At 49.7% G+C, this 1333-nt stretch carries 1 pseudogene; it reads right to left on the bottom strand.

Annotated features, from left to right (window positions below):
* Window positions 1–1295, bottom strand: a pseudogene (locus IDAT_RS12785) (hypothetical protein); the annotation flags it as partial.
* Window positions 1296–1333 lie beyond the last annotated feature (38 nt).

Genomic DNA, 1333 nt, shown 5'->3' with positions numbered 1-1333 from the left:
TTCAACACCCACAACTGCGTATCATGCTGATACGTCGTACGGGTATAACGCGAGCCTTGCGCACTTTGCTCATGCACTCGCAGTGGCTTGCCGTAGTCATTATAATCATCATAATGCGTGGTATAAGTACTCACCGCGCCACCATCGTGAGTGCGCACTGTTTGCGTGGCAAGGTACTGGTGGGTCTCGTGCATGTCGGCATTGCCAAACTGCTGAATGCGACCGCAACCGTCTATCAACAACACTGGGTAGACATCGGGTTTACACGATTGAAAGCCTACGCTGCCACTTTTTGCAACCACATCATAATGCAACACCTTCGAACGGAGCAGCGTTGTGCCATTGGTATCATACCAATAAGTCGCCACCGGCTTGCTATCGAGCGCGGTATGACTGCGATTAAACACATGCACGGTCTTACTGCCATCGGGTGCCTCCACCGTTGTTGAGCGCAAATCCATCAAATCATAGCCGCTGGGGGTAAACGGCAATCCGCTAAGTGCTTGCGCAGGAGAGGTCGATAAAGTTGACTCCTTCGGCGAGCCGGCATTCTGCGAATAGCTGTACTGCCAGGTCAGCTGCTCATTGTTAAATGATAGGGTTTTCTGCGTCACCGCCATTGATGAAAAGCAACGGCTGCCACTTCGCGGCTTTTCTGAAATACCAAACTGCTTCAGTTGTTGGCGTAAACTAAATACCGCGCCATTCGGGTGTGTGAGCGTTGAATCTTTCGCTGGAAGGTTAAGTACCTGACAATCATTCTGCCCATCTCCCGCCTGATAGCCGCCGTAGTCCGCAAAGTTCAAATCGAACTCCCAACGTTTACCATCAGGGCGTATCACATCGGTCAATATATCTTTATCGAGTTGCTCGCGTGCATCAAATTCGACCGTATAGTCATAATTCCACGTTTTTCCATCCGCAACGATATGACTGATGCGCGAACCTTGCCCACCACTTTCATAAAAGAATTCAATCTCACGACCATCGTTTGCTTCAATGCGCAATAATTTCTCGCCATAGGTTACCGACGATGTATAGGTATGCACCGGCATGGTGGCACTTTCATAGGTAAACTCAACCCAATTGCCAAAACGGTCTTCGATGCGGCTCACTTGTACATTTAAGGTGTAGCTCTGCATTAATACCGTCGATGGATAGTCAGGGTTATGCATCTGCCCTTCTTGCTCTACGGCCACGTAACTGGCAGGCACCAAAGCCATAACATCAAGAATGTAGGTTACTCCCTCTGGCGATGTCACTGAAAAACCATAGCGGTCCTCAAGGCAACTCACTCTCCAATTATCCGCTAAACGTTGAGGCTCCCCCCCCC

It is taken from the genome of Pseudidiomarina atlantica (assembly GCF_000753735.1).
Classification (GTDB): Bacteria; Pseudomonadota; Gammaproteobacteria; order Enterobacterales; family Alteromonadaceae; genus Pseudidiomarina; species Pseudidiomarina atlantica.
The sequence above is the reverse complement of the archived record's forward strand: the minus strand, read 5'-3'. Positions and strand labels throughout refer to the sequence as shown.